Raw genomic sequence first — 19,343 nt, forward strand, 5'->3', positions numbered from 1 at the left:
ATATGTGGCATCTATTTAGCACAGATCGTAGATGTAGTATGGACGGAAAAAGATATCTTCATAACAGGAGGGATGAAATCCTTTAGCTGCCTTCCATTAACTTTTGGAGTTTACTTTCCGTAGAGGTCTGCGCAATAGGCGTGTAGATGCTGCAACGGAGATCAACACTGCCCTGTACCTGAAGAGAAGTCAGGCCAAATAGCATTTTGCCAGCCTTGGCATGACGAAATTCAATGAGCACCTCCGGCGCAGAGCTTACTTCACTCTGATTCCAAAGCTCGTTAAACTCTGGGTAGGTCTGACTCATATTTTGTATAAATTGTGCATACCAGGGGTCTGTTACGTATTGTCCGTAATAAGCGCGGAAAATTGCAAGGAACCCCTTTACAAAGTGTTCCCAATTCACGGCTAGACTTTTAAACTCCTTTTTGGTGAATAGCAGTTCAATCATATTGCGTTGCTCATGTGGTAGCTCGGCAAAATCCATAAAAACATGAGCAGCAGCGGCGTTCCAGCCGACAATATGACAACGCCGATCTGAAATAATAGCAGGGCAGTAGTGCAGCTCTTGTACGATCTTTTGCAGAGAGGGGGAAATGACGGCCTGCTCTGCAGGAGCTGGAAGGCTGTGAGACCCGGCCTCGATCGCCAAATCATACAAATATTTGCGCTCGTCTGTGTTCAACTGCAATGCGGCAGCAATAGCATCCAACACAGAGGCGGACACCTTAATATCTCGTCCTTGCTCCAGCCAGGTATACCAGGTCGTACTGACACCTGCCAGCTGAGCGACTTCTTCTCTGCGCAAGCCTGGTGTTCTGCGACGTGATCCTTGGGGGAGACCGACCATATGTGGGTGTAGGCGGGCCCTTTTTGTTTTTAGAAAAACAGATAGTGCTTCCAGACGTGCTTCCGTTTTCATAGGTATTTTCTCTCCATTCAATGGGTATATCCGAAGTGAGCAAATAAGGCGTATACTATAGTAGTGTTCATTATACCAGGATAAACAAACACTTGTAATAGGATAAGACAAGGGTAAAATGAGGATTATAAGTAAGTCACCGAGCAGGAGGAATGAATAGCTTATGCAAAGAGTAGTGATAACAGGTATGGGTGTCGTTTCCCCACTGGGTAATGAAGTGGACACGTTGTGGAAGAATTTGCTGGAAGGCAATTCAGGTATACGTAAAATTGATACATTCGATGTGTCCGATTTGAAAGCACAAATTGCTGGACTGGTACAGGATTTTGATGCAGAAAAGCAATGGGGACGTAAAGATGCTAGACGAATGGATCGGTTTACTCAGTTTGCATTATATGCGGCAGAACAAGCGCTTAAGGATTCCGGTCTGGAACTGGATCACACCGATTTGGAGCGTGTCGGTGTCTATGTGGGATCGGGAGTCGGCGGTTTGGATACGTTGGTGGACAATGTAGATGTTCTGCTACAACGTGGACCGGGTAGAGTTAGCCCGACGCTGGTACCCATGATGATCTCGAATATGGCTGCTGCTCAAATTAGTATCGCGTTTGGAGCGATGGGACCTACGCTTTCACCCGTGACGGCTTGCTCTATTGGGAATACAGCAATTGGAGAGGCATTTCGGACGATTCGAACAGGAGATGCGGATGTTATTTTTGCTGGTGGAGCTGAAGCGGCGGTGACTAGATTGGCCTTGGCAAGCTTCGCTAATGCGACTGCCTTGTCCACACGTAACGAGGAGCCTTCTATAGCAAGTCGACCTTTTGATCAGGATCGAGACGGCTTTGTCATGAGCGAAGGTGCAGGTATTCTGGTACTGGAGTCACTGGAACACGCTATCCGCCGTGGTGCGGAAATCTATGGAGAGGTCATCGGTTATGGAGCCAGTTCGGATGCTTATCACATGGTTGCACCGCATCCCGAAGGAACCGGAGCTTACTTGGCGATGAAAGCAGCCCTTCATTCGGCCCGCATCTCCCCTGAAGAAGTGGACGTGATTAGCGCCCACGCAACGAGTACGTCTGTCGGGGATGCCGCTGAGACCCTTGCAATCCATAAGCTGTTTGGTGATTATGCCTATCAGATTCCGGTTACTGCGAATAAGTCCATGCTGGGTCATATGCTGGGAGCTGCGGGCGGGGTCGAAGCGATTGCGCTTGTGCAAAGCCTACGGGAAGGCATCATTCCACCAACGATGCATCTGGACAATCCGGACCCGGTTTGCGATCTGGATTATGTGCCTCACGAAGCGCGCAAGGCTCCACTAAATATTGGGCTATCTAATTCTTTCGGCTTCGGTGGTCATAATGCGGTCATTGTGCTGAAGCGCTACGAGTCATAATATGTAAGGAGTTATTGAAACCAAACCTCAGGCATTCTATCCGGTTGGATAGCGCACCTGAGGTTATTTTAATCGAAGAATAACAGATTCATTTTAGATAAGAGATAGAGTAAGATGAAGGAAAACATTTGGAGGGACGGGAAGCCATGGTTTTAATCAGGAACATACAACCAGCAGACGCTGAGGCTTATTGGAATTTGAGACTGGAAGCCCTACAAATGAACCCCGAAGCTTTTGGAACCTCCTATGAAGAAGCCGCACTAGTTCCGCTATCTGATGTGGTGAAGCAGATACAAAATAAACGAGATCATTACATACTTGGTGCATTTACAAAGGATCATCAGCTGGTTGGCATGACCGGGTTTAGAAGAGAGCAGAAAATAAAGACGCAGCATAAGGGAGCAATTTGGGGAGTTTATGTACCATCGACCTATCGAGGCCAGGGGATCGCTAAAAAACTTTTATTGGAAGTGATCAGCCAAGGTAGAAAAGTGGAAGGTTTGAAGCAAATCAACCTGAGTGTGGTGACTACCAATCAAGCTGCTGTTGAGCTGTATAGGAAATTGGGATTTGAAACCTATGGTATAGAAAAGAATGCTTTGGAATATCACGGTCAGGGATATGATGAGGAGTTCATGGCTTATTTTTATTAATGACGAAAGGTTTTGAAAAAATGAAAATTGACCGATTGCTTTCTATCGTCATTTTGCTGCTAAAGAAAAATAGAATACAAGCGAAGGAACTGGCTGATTTATATGAGGTTTCGATCCGGACGATCTATAGAGATATTGAAGCGATTAGTATGGCAGGTATTCCGGTGGTCACTTATCAGGGAGCCAACGGGGGAATCGGTCTGATGGAAGGATACCGCCTGGATCGCAGTATGCTGACGGATCATGATATAAAGGATATCGTGATGGGTTTGCAGAGTTTGTCCTCGTCGTTGGGCGGCCCGAATGTGTCGCGGTTACTTCATAAATTTGAAAGTATTATACCGGAATCTGGGAAAGAGCAATTTAGTGTCCATACCACACAGTTTATCGTCGATCATTCGGGATGGGGAAATCGGGCTGCGCAGGAAGGCAAATTGATAAAGGTAAAAGAAGCAATGAGCCAAGCGCGCACTGTCGCCTTTACCTATCGAAATGCGGGGGGAGCCATAACGGAACGGAATGTTGAACCGCATACGCTCGTTCTGAAAGGACAACAATGGTTTGTATATGCATATTGTCCCGATAGGGAGCAGTTTCGTCTATTCAAACTCTCACGCATGAGTGACCCTGTGGTTACAGAGACAGTTTTTGCTCGCAGGGATCTTTCTTATGAAGTGCTGCCGTGGAATGAGGGACGGATGGAGGTATCCAGAGCCGTACAACCATTTACGCTACAATTTAACCGTAACTCAAGGCATTTGGCGGAGGAATGGTTTGGCGTAGAAGCATTGACCGAGCAGGAGGAGGGGATCTATACGGTTTCGGTCCCGTTTCCCGAGGATACATGGGCGTACGGATTTATTTTAAGCTTGGGACCGGATGTGGTTGTCAAAGAACCAGTCCATTTGCGGGACAAGATTCATCAGATGGCGCTGCGTATTGCATCTAATTATGAAGAAGTTCGGGAATCATAAAGGAAATCTTAGTTAAAGTAAAACAAACCTGACCCATAGTTGTCAGGTTTGTTTCGTTATACTGGTGGCATACCTGATATCAGTTAGCGAAAGGGGATTTACGAGGATGGATAAAGCTTGTCAAAGTTGCGGGATGCCGCTAGAGCATGAGGACCAATATGGAACGGATGCACAACATCATAAAACGGATGAGTATTGCAAGTATTGTTACAAGGAAGGCGAATTTGTACAGCCTGAATTGACTATGGAGGGAATGATTCAGCAGTCTGTGCCTTTCCTGGTAGAGGAGGGGATGCAGGAAGAAGAAGCGACTTCGATGCTGCGCAATTACCTGCCGTTTTTGAAACGATGGCGGTCCTCAGAGGATACGGGGCTTACACTGGATGGACCCATTCGGGAAGAATATCGAGGTGAGATCCGTTTGATTGGGTTGAAAGCACGTACAAGTAATCAGAATGAACAAACATCTCACGGGATCATTCCCAACATGTGGGAACGTTTTTGGAGTGAGGACGTGCCTGGTCGGATAAAGGAAAAAGCAGGACATGCTTCTGTCTATGGTTGCTATACTGACTATGAAAATGGAGCTTTGGGCGAGTATACGTTTTTTATCGGGAAGGAAGCGGCTGTAGATTTCCAAACTCCTGATGACCTTGAAGAACTTGTCATTCCGGCTGCACGCTACGCCATTTTTCAGGCAACTCAGGAACCCTCTTCTGTCTTCCGTGTATGGCAGACGATCTGGGAGTGGGCTGCCACGGGACAAGGGGAGCGGACATACACAGGTGATTTTGAAGTGTATGGCAGTCCTGATGAACCTGTTTTGATTTATATTGCAATCAAGTGATGATTTTGTTGTGACAGAAGAGAACCGCCGGTCATTGTCGTGGACCCGGCGGTTCTCTTCTGATTCAATCAATAGTAGATTCCCCTTCAAGTTGAACGTCGAGTTAAAGCCCAAAAGATGAGAGCCAGAGCACTGACACCAGATCCTAATAGACACACCCCGTTCCATCCGGCATAGATGTACATATGAGTGGAAGCAATGGCCCCGGTGGCGCTACCAATGGAATAAAATATCATGTAGCCTGCAGTAAGTCGGCTCCGTGCCTCAGGGCGTACATTGAAAATCAAGCTTTGGTTGGTGACATGTACAGCCTGTACCGCCAAGTCCAAAAGAATGACGCCAAGAACTAAAGCGAACAGAGAATGCTCGGTGTAGCGGATAGGTAACCAGGACAGCAGCAACACAACTAGTGCGATACCCGTCGTCCGTTGTCCCAAGCCCTGATCGGCAAGACGCCCTGCTCGTGCTGCAGCTAATGCCCCGGCGACTCCAGCCAGACCAAAGGCCCCGATAGCAGTATGTGAAAGAGACAATGGGGGTGCACTGAGAGGTAACACAAGCGAAGTCCACAATATGCTGAACGCCGTAAAAATGAGCAATGCAAGGACAGCACGAATACGCAGAATTCGTTCTTGCAAGAATAGTACGATAACCGATCGGAGCAGTTGCGGATACGAAAGTGTCGCACTTGTGGGTTCGTTCTTTGGCAACACCCGCAACAGAGCTCCAGCCATAAACAGCGTAAGTATGGCAGAAACAAGGTAAACTGAACGCCAGCCTGCCAGATCAGTTAATACACCGGCCACGGTTCGTGCCAGCAGAATGCCGATAACGACTCCACTGGTCACCAGACCTACGATACGCCCACGTTCAGTCGGATTAGCCAAGGTAGAGGCGAAAGCCACGAGTGTTTGAGTGACTACAGCCAGCAGACCAACCATTGCCATTCCCATAAGCAGTATTGTACGGGTAGGAGCAAAGCTAACCACGATTAGTGCCAGCACGGATAGCAGCATTTGCCCTGTAATCAGTCGCCGTCGATTCAAAAGATCGCCAAGCGGGACGAGCAGCAATAATCCCAACGCATAACAAATTTGCGTGATAGTAATGACCATGCCTACCGATGAGTGCGTAATGCCAAATTCGTTTGCCAGCGCATCCAGCAATGGCTGTGCATAGTAAATGTTAGCGACAGCCAGCCCGCAGGCTATGGCAAACAAGAGTGCCACAGATCGGGACAGGGAGGGAATGGGGGCTGTTTCGGCAGCATTTGCTACCGTTTGATGAGGGAGGAGTACCGCTTTTTCTTCTGACGTCTTCATTTTCACATACCACGTCGCTTTCTGTAATTTACATACCGTTGAGTATAATATACTGATTGGTATGTAATGAATTTAGGTCAATATAACTCGTTTAAATATGAAATGTCAAGAGTTCATCATGCACATATTTGACAGTTTCTTATCGTGATCATACAATCTTAATATACTGAACGATATGAAAAGAGGGAGCTGCTTATGGTTCGACCACGGGAATTTGATGAAGATCAAGCGTTGGATGCAGCGATGCGAATTTTTTGGGAAAAGGGATTCGAGGCTACATCTTTAAGTGATTTAACCTCCAAAATGGGAATTCAGCGCCCTAGCATTTACGCTGCCTTTGGAGACAAGAAGCAATTATTCGAAGCTGCGCTGCGCAAATATACGCAATCCCACGCTGCTTATGTACGCTCTAGACTACAAAGCAATTCTTCTGTAAAAGAAGCGTTTTACAATTTTTTTGGAGGAGTCGTGGCAGAAGAGTACGAGGATGGGCCTAATAGAGGATGCTTTTGTATTAATACGATGGTAGAATTAGCCCCTCATGATGAGAAATTTGAGATTTTAACCAGAGAACATCAGATGTATCTTTCTGCCGTCTTTCAGGAAACCCTCGAGCGTGGTATTCGATCTGGGGAGCTTGAGGTGGCTATGGATGCACGAGCTTTGGCCCATACGTTGGTCTCTTTGTTAATCGGGATTACCGTGATGATGAAGTCGCGCCCAGAGCGTTCTTTTGTGGATCATTCGGTTGCGACTGCACTTATGTTACTGAAGTAAGTTTCTTTCATATAGCTGATAGTACTTGAGAGAGGTATTTTGAGTAAAACTATATACCGTACGAGAGAGGGGTTTCTTCATTGCTTAATAAAATGAAAGTTATTATAACAGGAGCTGCTTCCGGCATTGGAAAGGAAATTACTCAGCAATGTCTAAGGGAAGGCGCAAGTGTTATTGCGTGTGATATGAATAAACGTTCTTTAAACGAACTTGAGGCTGAACTGAATTCACCAAGTTTGTACACCTATCTGATAGATATAAGTAACTATACGGAAGTAACTGATTTTTTTACATACATTAAGGGAGAACACCCGGACATAACAGCTTTAGTCAATAATGCAGGTGTTTATAGAGGAAAGAATATACTCGACTATGGTATGGAAGAAATAGAGAAGGTGCTGGACATAAATATTAAGGGATGTGTATATTTCTCGCAATTTTTTGGAAAGTTCATGATTGAGAAGAAGCATCAGGGAATTATCGTAAATATGTCTTCTGTTTCTGGAATGGAAGGAAGCTCAGATGCGATCTATGGATTATCAAAAGCTGCAATATTGGGCTTTACTAAAAGCTGTGCCATGAATTTTTCACCTTATATAAGAGTTAATGCTGTGGCACCAACGATGGTAAGTACTCCAATGATGGATCATATTCCTGATTGGAGAAAGGAGGAATATACAAATCATCAGCTAATTCCTGAGCCTTTAAAAGCAGAAGATGTTGCTTATACTGTCCTGTTTCTGCTATCGAAAAGATCCAGGCATTATACGGGAGCGACCTTTGATATTAATAATGGGTGTTATCTAAGATGATTTTTTACGAGAGGAGGAGGATTAATGAATACCCAAATTGAACTTAGATAAACGTGAATGTTGTTCATACCGTTGGTCCTGTGTGGAATGGTGGCGACCATCGGGAAGAGGAGCTATTGGCGAAATGCTACCATAATGCACTCCAATTAGCTTTAAAACTGAATGCACGAAGCATTGCCTTTCCGAATATCAGCACAGGCATCTACCGTTTCCCGAAAGAAAAGGCGGCGGATATTGCTATACAGGAAGTAACACGTTTTGTACGTGAACATGCGGTTTTGAATGAGATTATTTTTGTTTGTTTTGATGCGGAAAACGCTCAGTTATACAGTCGTAAGCTGCAATACATGAGTAGAAATTAGGGGGGATTATGAATGCATGAGGAGCAAAACCAGGACCATTGGCCGGTGTGGGCTACGGAGCCTGTAAAAATAGTAAATCCTGATCCTGCCTGGTCAGAGCAGGGCTTAAAGATCATTTACCAGTTGCGGGAGTTATTACTGCCGTTTAAGGTGACGGAAATCGAACATATAGGAAGCACGGCAATTCCCAATCTTTCCGCTAAGCCCATTATTGACATAATGGCAAAATTAGAATCTTGGGATCAACTGGAACAGATCGTGTCTGCTTTACAACCAGCAGGCTGGAACTATGTTCCGCCTGAATTGGACGGTCGGGAATGGAGAAGATTTTTGGTTAAAGTGGAACAGGATCAAAGAAAGGGACATCTGCATCTCATACTGAAATCTGATGAGCATTGGGATCGGCAGCTATTGTTTCGGAACCGACTTCGTGAACAGCCTGAGCTGATTCAGCAATATGATGTATTAAAAAGGCGGCTGGCGATGGAAAATCAGCATGATCGTGAAGCGTACACGGAGGCCAAGACTGATTTTGTGCAAAACGTTCTGAATACCGGACATCCTAAAGATTAGAATGTCCGGACTCCCGGGTGCTTTTCGACCAAGCGCCGAAATCTCCAACATTTGTTATTGCCGTGTAGGGGAATGGCCAGAAGGCTTGCCAGCACACCAGAAAAAGCTTATTCAGAAGCTACTACGGTAGTGTTCATCCAGTGTTCATATTCATTTCATGATAGGAAAAATCGCATTTATAGACGTTTCAAGAATGCGCTAATGCGTTCCAAAGCCATTTCCAACTGTTCTCGCGATGACGCATATGAGCAGCGGATAAAGCCCTCGCCGCCTGGGCCAAATGCGGAACCGGGTACAGTAATGACTCCTTCTTCTTCCAGCAACCGCTTGGCAAACTGCTCTGAGCTTAACCCTGTGTGCATAATGGAGGGAAACGCATAGAAGGCACCATTTGGTTCGTGACATGGCAGTCCTGTCTGACATAGGCTTTCAACGAACCATTTTCTACGCAGATTGTAAGATTCCATCATACGATCTTTTTCCTCCAGCCTGTTACGCAGGGATTCAATAGCGGCAATTTGCCCGATAATAGGAGCGCACATGGCGGTATATTGATGAATCTTCAGCATAGCTGAAATCAACTCTCTTGGGCCACACACATAGCCGACCCTCCAGCCTGTCATCGCAAATGCTTTGGAAAAGCCGCTGATGAGCAGGGTACGCTCTTTCATTCCCGGCAGAGAAGCGAAGCTTACATGCTTCTGTCCATAGGTCAGTTCAGCATATATTTCGTCTGATATAACGACAAGATTATGCTCCTCAACCAGGCGGGCAATCGGCAACCAATCCTCATAGGTCATCACCCCACCCGTCGGATTATTCGGATAACAGAGAATAAGCACTTTGGATCGTGGAGTCAGCTTGGCTTGGAGTGCCTCAGCTGTTAGCTTGAACTGCTGATCCGCAGAGGTTTCAACGGTTACGGTATGTCCTCCGTTCAGAAACGTAATGGGCGAATACGAAATATAACATGGAGCCGGAATGAGTATTTCATCGTGTGCGGTGATCAGAGCGCGTAGTGCCAAATCCAGTGCTTCACTGCTCCCAATGGTAACCATGATTTCATCTGTCGGGTTGTAGGATGTGCTAAAGCTGCTCTCCAGATACCCGGCAATCTCCTCACGAAGCTCGGGAAGTCCAGCATTCGGTGTGTATGATGTTTTACCATTTTCCAGTGCTGTGATACAGGCCTTTCTGACATGTTGAGGGGTTACAAAGTCAGGTTCACCGACACCAAGCGATACAATATCTTTTCTGCCTGTACTATATTCAAAAAACTTACGGATGCCTGAAGGTGGCATTTCCCGTACAGCTGGAGTCAAAAAATCGGTTATAGATACTGCTGTCGATACATTTGTCATGATGATTTCCTCCTTTTTGAAAAACAAAAAAACCCGCCCCTGTAAAGGGACGAGTTTATACCCGTGTTACCACCCTAGTTTCATTCCATACGAAATGACACTCTGTTCACGTATCCATCAATACGTGTTCCGGTTAACGCTGGAAAGGCGGCAGAGCTTACTTCAGGTTCAGCCCGCTTCTCAGAGATGGCGTTCGGCTACCCTCGGAATGTTGGCTTTCACCTGCCCCAACTCTCTGCAAATCCGCTGTATAGCTTACTCGTTCTCGTCATTGAAATTTGTTACCGTATCAAGTTAGGTGTAATTATAAGCACAACATTTCAGGATGGCAAGTCTTTTTTTATAAACATTAAAGACAGATCATCATTATTGACGACTGGAAAATAACGTATATAGTGGTATCAAGGGGATTGTGCCCCAGATTTCAATGTGTTATATGACTATATTGCCAGAGAGGAATGGTGTCCATATGAACGTATTTGAACGCTTTAGCGGTAAAGTATTGCCGGCGGATTGGAGTTGGATCAATGAGCCGGCTGAATGGAGAGTCGATGATTCCAAGTCTTTGCAAATTTCTGCACCTTCACAGGCAGATTTCTTTAGAGATCCGTCCGGCGCAGCGGTAAAATCGTCCGCACCCTTTTTGCATATAACGCTTCAAGGTGATTTTACAATATGGACGAGGGTTCGTGTTGATATGAAGCAGCCTTATGATTCAGGATGCTTGATGATGATGGCGGATGATACCCACTGGGCTAAGCTGTGTTTTGAATATTTTGAAAGCACTCCATCTATTCTTAGTGTGGTCACTCGGGATACATCCGATGATTGTGTCTCTGGGGCGATGGACGTGTCCAATCCGTATTTACGAGTGGCACGAGCTGGAAATTGCTTTGCATTTCATTATTCATCAGACGGTCAGCATTGGAGGCTGGTGAGATATTTTGGTATGAATGTTCCTAACCAGCTCAAAGTCGGAGTTGTTGCTCAATCTCCGGTGGGGGAGGGCTGTGCTGTTACCTTTGATGCCTTGACGATAACAAGCCATGTATCCGAGGACATACGAAACGTGGAGTAAATAGACAAAGGCCCTCTCTAAATATGAAAGCGCTATAAAGTAGGGCTTAAAAAGACGTATATACGCATGCTCAGGCAGGAGGTAGATGGAAACTTGCTGTTAAGAAGGAAGGGTTACAAGCTGCCCAGTTTGTTGGGAGTGCTGCTTGTAGCTACGTTGGGCTGTTTCGGACTCATTATGTATTTACAGTCCACAAGTGGAACGAGGATGTATCAATTTCTGTATTGGGATATATTCCTGGCCTGGGTTCCGGTCTTTATCACTCTGGGAATGATGGCTTTATCCCGACTGCGAAGTACAAAAGTGAGAACTATTCTTTTATTTTTCTCCTCAATTGTATGGTTGTTTTTTCTGCCGAATGCTCTTTATTTGGTGACTGAGTTACTTCATGCGTTTCGTTTTTACGATGTGAATCCTGATACACGTTTTTGGTTGAACACACAATTTTGGTTAATCTTATTTACGTCTTTTTCAGCAGCAGGGCTTGGCCTTTTTCTTACATCCCTTTGTGTATTGGTGATCCACCATATGCTGAGGAGGATTTGTTCAGGTGGGCTCGCATGGGCTGTAGTTTTTGTGTTGTTGTGGCTGGCCAGTATAGGCGTATATATAGGCAGATTTGCTCGCTGGAATAGCTGGGATGTGTTGTTGCAGCCACTGGTGCTCCTTACGGATATTTGGAGATGGGGAGTACATGCAGTACCAAGGCTTCATTTACTGTCCTTTTGCTGGTTGGTGTTTGGGATAGCAGTCATTTTTTATTTATTGATCTATATCTCTTTAAGTGAGGATCAGGATATTTAGGCCGAGGACATGTATTCAATGAATACAGGCTTCGGCCTATTTTTACATGTGGCGTGTCAGGAGTTGGCGTTGTCCTCCCCGTGCACATCATAAAGCACACGCACAAGTAGATCCTGACTGAAATTCCCAAATCTTTTGCCGAAAATAGTAAGCCCACCTTTGTTTTCCGATTGATCGGTTACGGATAAGCGGAGTGTAATGTCGCTTTTATAGTTAAGGTTAATATCGTCTATTGTGACTTCGGAAATGCGGCACCCGTCAATGAAGCTGCCTTGCTGATTGATGCGAATTAATTTGAGCATACCATATTGATTTAAATGCGGTGGCCACCAATCTGGATTGAGAACCCCCGGCACTTCTCCAAAATCTCCGGCGCTGGTCCAGTGCCCAATAGGAATACCGTTAATGTGAAAACAAATGTCGGAGGGATATTCCTCACAATAGCAGGGTGCTTCTGAGCCTAGTTCTGCGGAGAATTGAATTTCTTTAAAGGATTGATTCGCTTTCAGATAGTTGGGGATGCGGTATTCCAAAAAGCCTTCGGCCATCCAGATCATTTCCGACTCCAGCCGCCCGGGATCTGCAAAATAGCGTGGATCATCAAAATCGCCGATAATGCTGTCTCGGGTCACCAATCCACAAGTGGGGGACGCTTGATAGTTACTATAATGACCTACGCGAATCTCAACCTCATACACATTTTTTTGTTCTCTGCTGCGCAAATCTACCATCAGCTTGTCCTTGTTCAAATAACACATTTTTCGGGTACCGTGCTTGCCGCTCACCGTATTGATCTCCACAAGACCGCATTCTTCCAATTTTCGAATATGCATTGTAATGGTACCGTTACTCAAATTAAGTTTGTTGGCAATGTCATTCATACTTTGTCCCTGGTAAGCAAGTAACTCGAGAATTTGAATGCGGATTTCTGAACCCAGTGCTTTAAAAATATCTAACCCTGACATTAAGTCCTTAATATAAATCATAGCTATAGACCCTCCTTATCTATAAAAATTGTAATGTAAGCGCTTATATATTTACTTTGATTTATGTTAAAATAAAATCAAAAAGAAGTAAACTGCTTTTTTGTAAATTTTTTTTACTAAACCAAGAGAGGAGCGAATTGAACTCCAAATTAGGGATTACTCCATAAATAAATCGTATTTAAGATTTATTTCTAGTTTTTTTGATGTGAATAAACTTAAATACGATTCAATTTTGCTTTCCATGTTACTCTAACCTATGTTTTATAACTATTTAAAAAGATTGAAAAATACATTGACGAACCGAGGAAAGGCATGCTATATTTTGTTTGTAAACGAATTCATTATTGATAAAGAAAAATGTTAATTATACGGTACATGAGAGGGATGATAATCACAGCGGCAATCAACAACGGGTTGTGTACCGCACAGTTAAAGATTAGGCCGAGTGGTATGAAGTTATTTTAGCACCGATTGTATGCGGTTTCATTTAAATTTAGGAGGGGTCGCTTTGATAAAGAAAAAAGGTTTTGCAATAACAATGGTTGTTCTGTTGTTAATGGTGGCTGCACTGGCTGGTTGTAGTGGGGGAAGTTCCAGTAGTGATGGAAGTAAGGAACTGACATTCATGTTCCGTGGTGGAACAGATGAACAAAAGGCTTATAAGGAAGTAATCAAGAAATTTGAAGAGGAACATCCTGGCGTAAAGGTTAAAATGGTCGTGACGGCAGCAGATCAATATGCTACAAAGCTTAGAGCTGCGATTACAGGAAACAACCTCCCAGATATCTTTTATTTTGCCCCTGGAGATGTGAAAGCTTATGTAAACAGTGGGGTGTTGAAGAATCTCACTCCTTACATTGAGAAGAACAAGGATATTAAACTGGATAACATATGGAAATACGGTATAGATTTGTATCGCTATGACGGCAAAATGGCCGGTCAAGGAGATATTTACGGTATGCCGAAGGACTTGGGTCCATTCGCACTTGGCTACAACAAAACGATGTTCGAAAAAGCGGGCGTTCCATTGCCTGATAAAGACAAACCGTATACATGGGATGAGTTCATCAAGGTCAACCAAGAGTTAACCAAAGATACAAATGGTGACGGCAAGCCAGATCAATACGGTACAGGCTTTAACGTTCAGTGGGCATTGCAAGCCTTTGTATGGAGTAATGGAGCTGATTGGCTGGATGAGAGCAAAACGAAAGTAACGATTGATGATCCGAAATTTGCGGAAGCGCTTCAGTACTTTGCTGATATGCAAAACAAATATAAAATTACACCTGGTATTGAACAATCACAAACATTGGACACATACCAACGTTGGATGAAGGGCGAAATGGCATTCTTCCCGGTAGGTCCTTGGGATATGAGTACATTTGAAAAACTGCCATTTGAATATGATTTGCTGCCGTTCCCAGCCGGATCGACTGGCAAATCGGCAACATGGATTGGTTCTCTGGGTATCGGCGTTTCCTCTAAAACAAAATACCCGGATGAAGCTGTTGAACTGGTTAACTATCTGACAACTTCTAAAGAAGGAATGAAGCAGCTCGTAGATGCCAAGGTACAAATTCCGAATCTGTTGGACATGGCTGATGAATGGTCCAAAGATACGAAAACCAAGCCTAACAATAAACAAGAGTTTATTGATATCGTGAATGACTATGGACGCTCATTACCAGGCAACTATACGTATAATGCAGAATGGTACGATATTTTCTTCACAGATATTCAACCTGTGTTGGATGGTAAAATTACGGCGGCAGATTATGTGAAACAAGAACAACCGAAGATGCAGAAACTGCTAGATAAAGCGGTGGAGCAAGAGAAAAAATCACAGAAATAATGCGTAAATAGAGGAAAAAGGGATGATGTTAGTGGCTAAATATCATGCTGCTAACATCATCTTCATTCCAAATTAGAAACAGAGGTGAGCCCTGTGATAACCAAATCTAATCTCTACCGCAAAGAGAAGGTATATGGATACTTATTTATTCTTCCACCTATTCTCGGTCTGCTAATCTTTACGTTATTCCCGTTTGTCTATTCGTTATACGGCTCTTTTACAGACTGGGACGGATTGGGACAAATGAACTTTATTGGCCTCGACAATTTTAAAGATTTATTTAGCGATGAGCTCTTTTATAAATCGATGTACAATACTCTTTTCTTAATGCTGGGTATTCCGATCGGTCTTGTACTAGCTTTACTGCTGGCACTAGGTTTGAATCGTAAGATTCCAGGTACGACAACATTTCGTGTGATTTACTATATCCCGGTTATTTCTTCGTTGGCTGCCGTTTCTATTATGTGGAACTGGGCATACAACGGAGACTATGGTTTGGTGAACCAATTCCTCGAAATATTCGGTATTAAGGGTCCTAACTGGCTGATGGATAAAGATACGGTCAAACCGGCCTTGATTCTCATGACCGTCTGGAAGGGTCTCGGATATACGATGCTGCTATATTTGGCAGCCCTGCAAAGCGTATCTCGCTCTTATTATGAAGCAGCAGAGCTAGATGGAGCTAGCGGATTCCAGATGTTCCGTAATATTACATGGCCAATGGTGAAACCAGTAACCTTCTTCCTGGTCGTAACTAATATCATTGGTGGTTCGCAAATCTTTACTGAAATGAACATTATGACACCTACAGGGGGTCCGGAATACTCATCCGCCTCAATCGTCTTTTATATTTGGGATAAGGCATTTAAAAACCTGCAAATGGGATATGCCTCCGCGATGGCTATGATTCTCGGCATCTTCATTTTTATCGTAACTTTGATTCAATTTAAAATGAATGAAAAATCGTCCTTTGATGGGGATTGATTTTCGCGGAAAGGAGTGAGTCTGATTATGTCCCATAGTCAAAAAACGAAAGTTACCAATATCATTATCTTTATTGTACTAGCGATTGGAGCGATTGTGATGATCGCGCCGCTGCTTTGGATGCTGTCCACTTCGGTGAAAGAAAAGCAGGATGTCTTTGCTCTTCCACCAGTATGGATACCAGAGGTGTTCCAGTTTGGCAAGTATAAGGAAATTTGGGAAGCAGGACCTTTGTTAAGCGGGATCAAGAACAGCGTGATTGTGGCTGTAAGTGTTACCGTTATAGGTACCTTCACATCCAGTGTGGCCGCTTTTGCATTTGCAAAGCTGAGATTCCCTCATAAAAACAAACTGTTTTTGGCACTCATCGCATCTATGATGATTCCATACCCAACGGTTATGATTCCACAGTTTATGATGTTTTCCAAACTTGGCTGGGTCGATACACTTTTGCCTCTGATCGTTCCAGGTTTGTTCGGAAATGTAGTTATGATCTTTTTCCTGCGGCAGTACTTGCTTAGCGTACCGGATGCCATTATCGAAGCTGCGAAAATTGACGGAAGTTCTTATTTCCGACTCTATTCGTCGATTACGTTCCCGCTCATTAAGCCGGCAGTTGCGGCACAGCTTATTTTATGGTTCATGGGGATTTGGAACGATTATTTGGCACCGATTATTTACTTGAACTCACCAGAAACGCAGACATTGCAGCTGGTTATCGCGAATTTTAATGCGACTTACGCCATTCAGACGGACTATCCGCTTATTATGGCAGCATCGATTATAGCCTTGTTACCTGTACTGATTATATTCTTGATCTTCCAGAAACAAATTATTGAATCGGTTGCCATTTCGGGTGTCAAAGGTTAATTGTCACTTGGAGGGGACGGATGAATGATGTAAGGCAGTCACAATATGTAATGGGTAAAGGAAGGAGGAGAATAACAGTTATGGTTATGCTGCTCATGCTGGGTCTATCCGGCTGTGGGGATAACACTCCGGACCCTGTGTATCCGCAGGCTCCGCCTCCCGATCACTTGTATGATCAGAGTACGATTAATGATGAACAGTGCTGGACCATTAACAATGCACATGACCCGGCGATTATCAAAACAGATCAAGGCTATTATGTCTACTCAACGGATGTAAAGACAGGTGGAGAATTGAGACCTGGTGTCATGGTACGCAAATCGACTGATCTGATTCACTGGAACTGGGTTCAGTATGCACTCCCCGGCATTCCAAAGGAAGCAGAGGCCTGGTCATCGGCAACCAATCTGTGGGCACCGGACATCATCAAGGTGGGTGATACCTATCGGATGTATTACTCCGCTTCTACCTTTGGCAGCACACGGTCTGCGATTGGATTGCAGACATCCAGCTCCCCGGAAGGCCCTTGGAAGGATGAGGGGCTGGTCGTTAAAACAGGAGAGCATGACAAGCTGAATGCGATTGATGCCAATCCGGTGCTGGATGCAGAGGGAAATCCATGGATGGTATACGGCTCTTTTTTCGGCGGTATCTATATTACACCGCTTGATCCCCAGACTGGAAAGCTCAAAGAATCTGGCTATGGTAAAAATATCGCTGCCAGAGATCGGGCAACTGAGGACGGTGCTGTAGAAGGGCCTTACATTGTGTACAATCCAATGTTCCGTAAATACTACTTGTTCGTCTCGTATGATTCTTTGTTTGAGGACTACAATGTTCGTGTTGCCCGTTCAGATTCGATCACAGGCCCTTATGTGGACATGAATGGACATGATATGGCAGATACCAGCTATTTGCCTCAATACGAGATTGGAAACAAGGTATTGGGCGGTTATCGGTTCAGCGAAGGAGAAGGCTGGGTTGCGCCAGGTCACAATTCTGTCCTGAAGGACGGTGCGGATTATTATATTGTACATCATGCGCGGGGAGAAACGGACAAGAGCTGGCCGTACCTGCATGTACGCAAAATATTGTGGACGGCAGAGGGCTGGCCGGTCGTCTCTCCGGAGCGCTATGCGGGCGAAAAGGAGCAGGATATACCCAAAAGGCTATTATCCGGCAACTGGGAGCGCATCGTGATCAGGCAGGAAGTAGACGGCCAGGTGGAAGCTGAACCGCTCCGTCTGGAAGATGGAGGACGGGCAACCAGCGGTTCTCTTGAAGGTCACTGGAGTTTTGATGGCAAGCGTACTCTAACAATGGATTGGAGCAATACATCCGCAGGAACAAAGGAAGAATTGTTATTGCTTCCTTCATGGGACTGGGAGCTTGGTCGCCATACTTTAATTTTCACGGGTATGAATGAAAAAGGAATTTCCATTTGGGGAAAACGTATCAGCGATTAATTTGTTTGAACTACATACTACACATAGAGGAGAGAATAACCATGAATCAATCTGTACCCATTAATAATCCGGTCATTGAGCAACGGGCAGACCCTTGGATTTACAAGCATAGTGACGGATACTATTATTTCACCGGATCTGTGCCAGAGTATGACCGCATTGAGGTTCGACGAGCAAGTACTATTCAAGGCTTGAGTACAGCAGAGCCTGTCGCAGTGTGGCACAAATATGAAACGGGCCCGTTAAGTGCGAACATTTGGGCACCGGAAATTCATTATATTAACGACAAATGGTACATTTATTTTGCAGCAGCTCGTACAACGGAAACGAAGGAAGGCCTGTTCGACCACCGGATGTTCGTGCTGGAAAATGATTCAGCTAATCCTCTGGAAGGGGAATGGGTGGAAAAAGGACAGATCAAAACCCGTTGGGAGACGTTCGCTCTCGATGCGACAACCTTCCAGCATAATGGGGTTTTGTATTATGTGTGGGCTCAGAAGGACCCTGACATCGTCGGTAATTCCAATCTGTATATTTCTGAAATGAGCAATCCATGGACGCTGCGCGGTGAGCAGGTCATGATCTCCACTCCTGAATATGATTGGGAAATCATCGGTTTTAAGGTGAATGAAGGAGCAGCGGTTCTGAAACGGAACGGACGGATCTTTATCAGTTATTCAGCTAGCGCGACAGACCACAATTATTGCATGGGCCTGTTGACAGCAGACGAGAATGCGGATTTACTTGATCCGAAATCATGGACGAAATCACCTGAGCCGGTATTCTGCACCAATGAGGAAACAGGACAATTCGGGCCAGGTCATAACAGTTTTACGGTTGCTGCTGACGGTAGCGATGTAATCGTATATCACGCCCGGAATTACAAGGAAATTACAGGCGACCCGTTGTATGACCCGAATCGTCATACACGTGTTCAGCCGTTCAACTGGAAGGAAGATGGAACACCTGATTTTGGTATTCCAGTACCCGATGGCGTTCCTGTTGATAAATAAGCGAAATCTATTATAGATGGTTGACGTGTTGCACAGCGGCACTGTAACTTTCTAGAAATCATAGGTAATTATGATTCGGATGCGTATAACAAGAGTAATAAGATATCTTCTGAGCCTTCAGGCTGGAGGATATCTTTTTGCTTTTGGTACTGTAAGGGAAGACCATCACGGCAGGCTTGAGTTCCTGCAAATTCCGGTGCAAATGTTTGCGTGGTAGCCATTCATGATTATGTGCCATCGCTGCCTTGGTTTATTTATAAATATACACAGGCCAAAGTGCATTTG

The 19,343-nt window shown here is 44.7% G+C and carries 20 protein-coding genes and 1 other annotated feature; of the genes, 15 read left to right on the forward strand and 5 right to left on the reverse strand.

Annotation, left to right across the window (positions count from 1 at the left end; genetic code table 11):
* Positions 1-82 precede the first annotated feature (82 nt).
* A complete protein-coding gene (locus NLX78_RS01480; RefSeq protein WP_254349435.1) occupies positions 83-922 on the reverse strand; it encodes a helix-turn-helix transcriptional regulator in 840 nt (279 codons plus the stop codon).
* Positions 923-1,085: 163 nt separating this feature from the next.
* Here NLX78_RS01480 and fabF point away from each other — a divergent pair, with 163 nt between their 5' ends.
* From fabF to NLX78_RS01500, 4 genes are all read left to right on the forward strand, one after another.
* Positions 1,086-2,324 (forward strand): beta-ketoacyl-ACP synthase II, encoded by a 1,239-nt coding sequence (fabF, locus tag NLX78_RS01485; protein WP_254325899.1) that lies wholly within the window; start codon positions 1,086-1,088, stop codon positions 2,322-2,324.
* Between the two features lie 128 nt (positions 2,325-2,452).
* Positions 2,453-2,977, forward strand: a complete 525-nt coding sequence (locus NLX78_RS01490; RefSeq protein ID WP_254349436.1) for a GNAT family N-acetyltransferase — start codon at positions 2,453-2,455, stop codon at positions 2,975-2,977.
* Between the two features lie 20 nt (positions 2,978-2,997).
* Positions 2,998-3,951, forward strand: a complete 954-nt coding sequence (locus NLX78_RS01495) for a helix-turn-helix transcriptional regulator (RefSeq protein WP_254349543.1) — start codon at positions 2,998-3,000, stop codon at positions 3,949-3,951.
* Between the two features lie 106 nt (positions 3,952-4,057).
* Positions 4,058-4,798, forward strand: a complete 741-nt coding sequence (locus NLX78_RS01500; RefSeq protein WP_254349437.1) for a zinc ribbon domain-containing protein — start codon at positions 4,058-4,060, stop codon at positions 4,796-4,798.
* Between the two features lie 86 nt (positions 4,799-4,884).
* On the opposite strand, the gene NLX78_RS01505 is transcribed toward NLX78_RS01500, so the two are convergent.
* Positions 4,885-6,120 (reverse strand): MFS transporter, encoded by a 1,236-nt coding sequence (locus NLX78_RS01505; protein WP_250261777.1) that lies wholly within the window; start codon positions 6,118-6,120, stop codon positions 4,885-4,887.
* 195 nt (positions 6,121-6,315) lie between these two features.
* Here NLX78_RS01505 and NLX78_RS01510 point away from each other — a divergent pair, with 195 nt between their 5' ends.
* From NLX78_RS01510 to NLX78_RS01525, 4 genes are all read left to right on the forward strand, one after another.
* Positions 6,316-6,897: a TetR/AcrR family transcriptional regulator gene (locus NLX78_RS01510; RefSeq protein ID WP_061828575.1), complete on the forward strand. Its 582-nt coding sequence runs from the start codon at positions 6,316-6,318 to the stop codon at positions 6,895-6,897.
* Between the two features lie 80 nt (positions 6,898-6,977).
* On the forward strand, positions 6,978-7,709 hold the full coding sequence (locus NLX78_RS01515; protein ID WP_069291647.1) for an SDR family NAD(P)-dependent oxidoreductase: 732 nt from the start codon (positions 6,978-6,980) through the stop codon (positions 7,707-7,709).
* 53 nt (positions 7,710-7,762) lie between these two features.
* Positions 7,763-8,071, forward strand: a complete 309-nt coding sequence (locus tag NLX78_RS01520) for a macro domain-containing protein (RefSeq protein ID WP_254349438.1) — start codon at positions 7,763-7,765, stop codon at positions 8,069-8,071.
* A 12-nt stretch (positions 8,072-8,083) separates the two neighbouring features.
* Positions 8,084-8,644, forward strand: a complete 561-nt coding sequence (locus tag NLX78_RS01525; RefSeq protein WP_254349439.1) for a GrpB family protein — start codon at positions 8,084-8,086, stop codon at positions 8,642-8,644.
* 176 nt (positions 8,645-8,820) lie between these two features.
* Here the strand turns inward: NLX78_RS01525 and NLX78_RS01530 are convergent, their stop codons facing one another.
* The gene (locus NLX78_RS01530) at positions 8,821-10,005 is read right to left on the reverse strand and encodes an aminotransferase class I/II-fold pyridoxal phosphate-dependent enzyme (RefSeq protein WP_254349440.1); all 1,185 of its coding nucleotides are present in this window, start codon (positions 10,003-10,005) and stop codon (positions 8,821-8,823) included.
* Positions 10,006-10,047: 42 nt separating this feature from the next.
* Positions 10,048-10,286, reverse strand: a binding site (T-box leader).
* A gap of 188 nt (positions 10,287-10,474) precedes the next feature.
* On the opposite strand from NLX78_RS01530, the gene NLX78_RS01535 reads away from it, so the two are divergent.
* Entirely contained in the window at positions 10,475-11,083 is a 609-nt protein-coding gene (locus tag NLX78_RS01535) for a DUF1349 domain-containing protein (RefSeq protein ID WP_254349441.1), read from the forward strand.
* Positions 11,084-11,176: 93 nt separating this feature from the next.
* Positions 11,177-11,887: a DUF1361 domain-containing protein gene (locus tag NLX78_RS01540; protein ID WP_254349442.1), complete on the forward strand. Its 711-nt coding sequence runs from the start codon at positions 11,177-11,179 to the stop codon at positions 11,885-11,887.
* 56 nt (positions 11,888-11,943) lie between these two features.
* Here the strand turns inward: NLX78_RS01540 and NLX78_RS01545 are convergent, their stop codons facing one another.
* Entirely contained in the window at positions 11,944-12,873 is a 930-nt protein-coding gene (locus tag NLX78_RS01545) for an ArsR/SmtB family transcription factor (RefSeq protein WP_061828569.1), read from the reverse strand.
* A gap of 508 nt (positions 12,874-13,381) precedes the next feature.
* On the opposite strand from NLX78_RS01545, the gene NLX78_RS01550 reads away from it, so the two are divergent.
* The 5 genes from NLX78_RS01550 to NLX78_RS01570 all read left to right on the forward strand — a co-directional run bounded on the left by NLX78_RS01550 (position 13,382) and on the right by NLX78_RS01570 (position 19,058).
* Positions 13,382-14,725 (forward strand): ABC transporter substrate-binding protein, encoded by a 1,344-nt coding sequence (locus tag NLX78_RS01550; protein WP_069291652.1) that lies wholly within the window; start codon positions 13,382-13,384, stop codon positions 14,723-14,725.
* Positions 14,726-14,818: 93 nt separating this feature from the next.
* Complete coding sequence (locus tag NLX78_RS01555) at positions 14,819-15,709, forward strand: carbohydrate ABC transporter permease (protein ID WP_013309768.1); 891 nt, start codon at positions 14,819-14,821, stop codon at positions 15,707-15,709.
* Between the two features lie 27 nt (positions 15,710-15,736).
* Positions 15,737-16,579 carry a carbohydrate ABC transporter permease gene (locus NLX78_RS01560; protein ID WP_254349443.1) on the forward strand — a complete coding sequence of 281 codons (843 nt, stop codon included), beginning with the start codon at positions 15,737-15,739 and terminating at the stop codon, positions 16,577-16,579.
* Between the two features lie 80 nt (positions 16,580-16,659).
* A complete protein-coding gene (locus NLX78_RS01565; protein WP_254349544.1) occupies positions 16,660-18,045 on the forward strand; it encodes an arabinan endo-1,5-alpha-L-arabinosidase in 1,386 nt (461 codons plus the stop codon).
* A gap of 41 nt (positions 18,046-18,086) precedes the next feature.
* Complete coding sequence (locus tag NLX78_RS01570; protein WP_250268035.1) at positions 18,087-19,058, forward strand: glycoside hydrolase family 43 protein; 972 nt, start codon at positions 18,087-18,089, stop codon at positions 19,056-19,058.
* A 68-nt stretch (positions 19,059-19,126) separates the two neighbouring features.
* Here NLX78_RS01570 and NLX78_RS01575 read toward each other — a convergent pair whose 3' ends face one another.
* Complete coding sequence (locus NLX78_RS01575) at positions 19,127-19,279, reverse strand: hypothetical protein (RefSeq protein ID WP_254349444.1); 153 nt, start codon at positions 19,277-19,279, stop codon at positions 19,127-19,129.
* Positions 19,280-19,343: the final 64 nt, after the last annotated feature.

Origin of the sequence: Paenibacillus sp. Lou8.1, assembly GCF_024213565.1 — a bacterium.
Lineage (GTDB): Bacteria > Bacillota > Bacilli > Paenibacillales > Paenibacillaceae > Paenibacillus > Paenibacillus polymyxa_B.